The organism is Acinetobacter sp. YH12039 (assembly GCF_013420015.1).
In the GTDB taxonomy this organism is placed as follows: domain Bacteria; phylum Pseudomonadota; class Gammaproteobacteria; order Pseudomonadales; family Moraxellaceae; genus Acinetobacter; species Acinetobacter amyesii.
Genome location: NZ_VOZA01000088.1, coordinates 1 through 5,922, shown reverse-complemented (window position 1 = coordinate 5,922; position 5,922 = coordinate 1). Strand labels below are relative to the sequence as shown.

Annotated in this window: 3 protein-coding genes and 1 pseudogene; 3 read left to right on the top strand and 1 reads right to left on the bottom strand. The window is 34.1% G+C overall.

What is annotated here, in order from left to right; translation table 11 throughout:
- Nucleotides 1-220 precede the first annotated feature (220 nt).
- Nucleotides 221-742 (bottom strand): annotated as a pseudogene (locus FTT98_RS17140) (IS3 family transposase); the annotation flags it as partial.
- A 1,065-nt stretch (nt 743-1,807) separates the two neighbouring features.
- Between FTT98_RS17140 and FTT98_RS17135 the strand changes: the two are divergent.
- The 3 genes from FTT98_RS17135 to FTT98_RS17125 all read left to right on the top strand — a co-directional run bounded on the left by FTT98_RS17135 (nt 1,808) and on the right by FTT98_RS17125 (nt 5,617).
- Nucleotides 1,808-3,697, top strand: coding sequence for a DEAD/DEAH box helicase family protein (locus tag FTT98_RS17135; protein WP_120376088.1), 1,890 nt, complete (start codon nt 1,808-1,810; stop codon nt 3,695-3,697).
- Between the two features lie 868 nt (nt 3,698-4,565).
- Nucleotides 4,566-5,180, top strand: coding sequence for an AAA family ATPase (locus tag FTT98_RS17130; RefSeq protein WP_120376089.1), 615 nt, complete (start codon nt 4,566-4,568; stop codon nt 5,178-5,180).
- On the top strand, nt 5,180-5,617 hold the full coding sequence (locus FTT98_RS17125) for a hypothetical protein (RefSeq protein ID WP_120376090.1): 438 nt from the start codon (nt 5,180-5,182) through the stop codon (nt 5,615-5,617). The genes FTT98_RS17130 and FTT98_RS17125 overlap by 1 nt, the downstream gene beginning before the upstream one ends.
- The last annotated feature ends 305 nt before the right edge of the window (nt 5,618-5,922 follow it).

Below are 5,922 nucleotides of genomic sequence, written 5' to 3'. Positions count from 1 at the left end.
CTTCCAGGACATTACTGATCAATTTGGATTGGTATATCAAGTCATGGAGAATAAAGTTGTTGTTCTGGTTCTAGATGTTGATAGACGAGGTACGGTCTATAAAGGCCTACAATCAAATTAGCTCACGGCTTTTGGTTGTTGAGCTTTTTGAGTAGGTGATTGCTTATATTTTATCGTTTGTTTTGCTGTTTCAATAACTGTATTAGCTGTCTGATTCATTACAATAGAGTTGTGTAAGTTTCTTTATGCTACGTATTGCATACTGACTAATTTCAATGCCTTGAGCATGCAAGTACTTGGTCAACCGAATATAACCATAGCTTTCATTGGTTTCTTCATGAGCTATTTTGACCAATATCGTCTGTTGGTTTCTTTGAATAGCACTTTTGCTCAAGCCACACTTCAACCAGTCATAAAATCTTGAAACTGAAACATGAAGTAGGCGAGCCATCATAGCTATTGGGTATATATGTCTTTGCAGTTTCATATATGCGTACCTTACTGACTTTCTTTTGCAAAGTACGCTGCTGCTTTTTTTAGAAATGCTTTTTCCATTTCAGCATTTTTGAGTTGTTGCTTCAGCTTCTTGTTTTCTTCAAGCAGGGCTACAAGATCTGGAGAATATTGTTATGTACCAACTAATGTTCCAGATTTAGCTTTATTGTACCAATTTGAAAGTGTTTGCATGGAGCTGCCTTGCTGTTTCTGAGATATTGCCCTTATTTTCTTCAATTACTTTTATGGCTTCAGCTTTAAATTCTGACGTGTAAAAATTTTGCTTTTTTTCTCATGGTAAACTCCTGATGAGTAAGTATAGTTTACCAAGTTAAAGTCTCCGCTTTTTTCAGCACATATCAGGTAGTACACAATACAGATCAAGGCTTTAATACTGACTGTTAAGGGTAAAAGCATGTCTGTGTCCAATAGAATACAGACATGCTTTTAAACTGTTACTTCTATTTCTACAAAATTAATAAATGATTATTGATGTTCTTTAGAACATGAATATGAATGGGAAAGAGTTTTATAGATGGTTAATGAGTTCTAAGGCTCGTCAGAGCTTTAGAAGGAATGTTAATTAATATTAATTTTTATAATTCTTCTTTTAAGATAAAAGTTTTTAACCAATTGATTACTATTATATTTATATCTAACTCAAGACAAGCTTTTGTCTTGGGACTATGTTTTACTATTTTAAAAGAACTCTTTGAATTTATAATTGTTGATAACTGCCTAAGCTCTTACACAATTTATTGTATAATATAAAGGGCTGTGGGAAAAAAAGTGTAAAATATTTCTTGTAAACGATTGTTTTTATAGTAAATGTATATTTTACTTTCATTTCTAAAAAAAGTGTAAAATAATTATCTAATCAATCACATCTTATTAGCTCGAAACTTTGCGAGCGTATAGCTAAATGCGCTAGCATTTTGATATACCGAGTAATAGTTTGAGCAAACAAACGACTGAACCAGTTTACTATCGAATGAGAGTAACAGAGTGCGTTAGTTGATCTCAAGAGAAAATGCCATGCCCAAGAGAAGACCTTACACTTTTCTATCTTAGATAAGGGGGGTATGCTTAAAAAAGTGTATAGTTTGATTTTACACTTTTTTATATTGAAATATTATCAATCAAATACTTAAAAAGAGTAGACAAGGGACTTGTGTGAAATAAAGTGTTGACATTGATTTATAATTTTGATACTGTTAACCACATAGGATAGAGGAGTATCCCTCACTACTTCATATCCTGACAACATATAAATGACACTAAAAAATTAAGACCTATTTAGGTAATCCGATAAATGAATTTACAAGATTTAGTAATAAATAATGCAGTAAAAATAAAGCAAGATGCTCAATTAAATACAATAACAATTATAGCTAGTGATAGCTCCGAAAAACTTTCAAATCTAATTAAGGATTTTCCAGACAACTGTTATGTAAATAAACAAATTACAGGTTGTGGTGGTACAACATTAGTTATCCGTAATGCACAAAATTATGTAGTTCTCGTTCCTTACATTAACCTACTTAAATCCAAATTAGCAGACAACCAAGGAATTGTTGATTTAATTGGCGTGTATGGTGATACCGAGAAAGAAGAAATAACAGAATATTTAAAAGACACTTCCAGTTCTAGAAAAATTGTTTGTACTTTTGACTCATTACCAAAACTCCTAACAACACCAGGCTTCAATCCAAAAGCATTTAAATTACTGATTGATGAAGCACATACACTTGTGAATTTAGGTAGTTTCAAAGCAGCTACTTGTGAATACGTACTTCAAAACTATAACAAGTTTGGTTCGTACGTTTTCTTAACAGCGACACCAACAAAACGTGAATATTTTCCTTCAGCACTCGAACATTTACCACTATGTACAATCGAGTGGGGTGATGTTAGACCGGTTAAATTTAACCTTCAAAAAATTGAACATGGCGTAGGGGTAAACAATGCTTTGTTTGGATTGTGCTATGATTATTTGATGGGAACAATTGAAGGCAATGCTCATATTTTCTATAACTCAGTGACAGAAATTGCATCTATCCTAAGTAAGTTGAAAGCCTTAGTTGATAAGGAAACAGGTAAGAATCTGTTTAATCCTGACGATATTAGAGTTGTATGTTCAAAATCGAATTCAAACCAAAAAACATTTAATAGTAAGCTTGGCTTGAAATGGGCAAAGATCAGTGACATCACTTCAGCCCCTGCAAAGATCAATCTGTATACTTCAACTGCTTTTGAAGGTGCAGACATCTTCGATGAAGAAGGACAAACCTACATCATCATTAATGGACTCCGTGATGCTACAAAAGTAGATTTTCACGTACTTGTACCTCAAATTTGTGGTCGTATTCGAAACACAAAATATAATGAACACATTAATCTATTAGTTGGAAATCTACCTGAAGCTGCAAGTTGTACAAAAGAAGAATGGATGCAGGAAGTTCAGAAACGTATCCAAGACAGCGAAGACGTTTTGAATGATATCAAAGAAGGTAAAATGTCAGATGCAGGACGTGAACAATTAAGAAAAGCTGCTGAAGATGACAAGTACACATTCAAAGATGAAAAAGGTGAACTGTATGTTTCAGACGTTGCATTGAAAGCTGAATTACAGGCATACGAAGCACTAGAAGCAACTTATGTGGTACGTGTTGTTGCAGGTGCTGAAGTTAATGAAGATGGATATTCTGCCTCATTTAGAGCTTTACTGACTGATGAAACAAAACATAAAGCATTCGCTCATAAACCTGAAGGCGTAGCTAAATTTTTATCAGGTCATAGCCAGTGCTTTTATGAAACGATGAAAGAATATTGTGAAGCAAGAGATGCAGATAATTCTAAAATTTATAAATTGGTTGATGCAAAGGATGACTATTTCAAAACTGCTTATGATGTTTTGACGCACGACACGATTAGAAAATTTGAATATAGAAAGTTACCAATTGAAAGAGCATTAAAGATCCAAGATGCACAGAAGGATAATGCAACTGAAATTCCGACTTTACTTAATTTGAAAAAGGATGAAGTTATTCTTCGTTCAGATATAAAAGTTCGTATTCAAGATGTTTATAATGAACTTAATATACCTGACAAAGCAAAAGCTACTGATATTGAAAAATGGTATAAAGTAAAAGATACGAGATTAAATGCAAAGCCTGCTTTTAAAATAGTTAAAATGTTGTAATTAGAATAACTAAATATAAGTTTCTACATCATATAATACCTCTAACAATACAGCTATTAAATGAACATCCAAGAGATTGCAGATTTAGTTCAATTAAGTCATGACATTGTTAAGATTTTCTCTATAGAAAGTATATTCATTACCTGCTGTAATCCAATGCGCTGCCAGGATTTACCCTGGATCAGCCCTGTTATTATCCAGGCTGAGTGCTACAGTTTCACCCTGGTGGATAAAGTTCAATGGAACTTGTCCTATTCCAGTCGTCTGGCACACAGCCAGACCACCAGTACTTTCATGCGATGGCCACGCTTATTACAGAATAGATAAGCGCAATGTAGTTTGATGTAGCCAAAAGGCTCTCACCACCTGTGCCATTGCAGTATCCATACCCGCATGAATGTCCATGGGCTGGGTAGAGAGCCTGATTTCATCGATAGGGATCATTTAATTATATAGAGGTATATTCTGATATTCCAAAGACCAAGCTATCTCGAGCATCTGCTGCAGTAGAATCCTAATGTGAGCAACAGTCTCTTGATTGCTGGCGGTGGTAGAGGTTCTTCTTTTACTGGGGGGCGAATGCAGCACTTTTAATAATGGAAACTATAGGCAGTATTGAATAGCTAGAAAAAGCGGTGGTTCACCGGATGCTTACTTTGAAACGTGCTATAAATTAATATTAAAACCAGATATATAAAAAGATATCAACCTGTATAGTTTAGTGCTTTAGAATCCATATAACCCCCAGTTCAATGCGGCACATCATATCTATAACCTGTTACAAAATAAACAAGTATTATTCTTGTAGACTTATATTAACCCCTTGTACAATAGAGCTATTGTTACATCTATTTAGGTATAAGAAGAAATGATAATTACCATTGCCAATCGTAAAGGTGGAGTAGGTAAGACAACACTGGCTACAAACCTTGCTGTAGCCTTGAGTAAGAAGGGGTCTATAGTCCTAGTTGATGCTGATGATCAACAGTCAGCTCTTAAATGGTCTAAGCGTAGAACTCAAAATCCTGTTTATACTGAATACCATACTGGCGATTTAAAGAAGGTCCTTTTAGATCTTCAAAAGAAATATGACTATGTTTTATTAGACGTAGCTGGGCGTGACAGTGAAGAATTTAGATCTGCTCTTCAAGTCAGTGATAAGTTAATTGTTCCAACACAACCAAGCCAAGCCGATGTTGAAGTCCTTCCATTTGTATTGAAATTATTTAATACCTATCACAAGGTCAATGAAAAGCTTCAACCATACCTGGTAGTGAATAAAGCTCCATCAAATACAAAATCTACTGAAGTTGCAGATTCAATCGAACTGCTAGGAACACTTCCTAAATTCAAGTTATTAAATACCATTATCCGTGATCGTAAACAATTCCGTGATGCAACGATTCAAGGCTTGTCTGTAATGGAAATGGGTAGCTCTAAGGCTAGAGATGAATTTAATGACTTCTTGGTGGAGATCCTATAATGGTTAAAAATAAGAGTAAACCATCTTTAGGTTTTGGTGATGATCTTGAGGAAATTTTAGAGAATCCTGAAGCGACTGTAGATGATGCTAATGGTCAAGAAGTTGAATACACACGTAATTTAATGTACAAGATTATTCTCACTCCACACACCCAAGATGTGAAGAAACGCTTTCGTAAAGAGCATGGACGTTTAGCATCTGTACCTTTGTATTATGAGGAGGAGAAAGTTCTAAAAGAAGCAGCCGGATTCGTTGGTGAGTCTTTGAATGATTTTATTCGTGATGTAGTTCTGAAAGAAGCAAAACGTGTTTTAGGTGCTGAAAAATATAACTTAACACTGGGTAAACCATTTAACCAAACTAAGGTTAAATTGAGTGAAGAGGAGCATCAAAAATTGAGTGAACAGCGCAAGGCTGAACGTGGGAAAAACAAATAAAAAAAGTCTAGTTCCTACCGACTAGACTTTTTTTATCTTCCATGCTTTATACCTAATATTTGATTATTGTTTCTCACTTCTGATTAGCATGAGTGGCTAATTGATAAAAATAAGCGAATCAAGTTTTGATCTTATATAGGTGAATAAAAATTTAATAGTTAAAATGTAACTTTAGAGCATACCCTAAAGTTACAATCTGAAAGTTCATGAAATTATGTATCATTTAAATGATTTTTAATCATAAGTAACATGTAACTTTAGTGTTAAAGAATTATAATTTACGAAATTGTTCATTTTTATCCAAT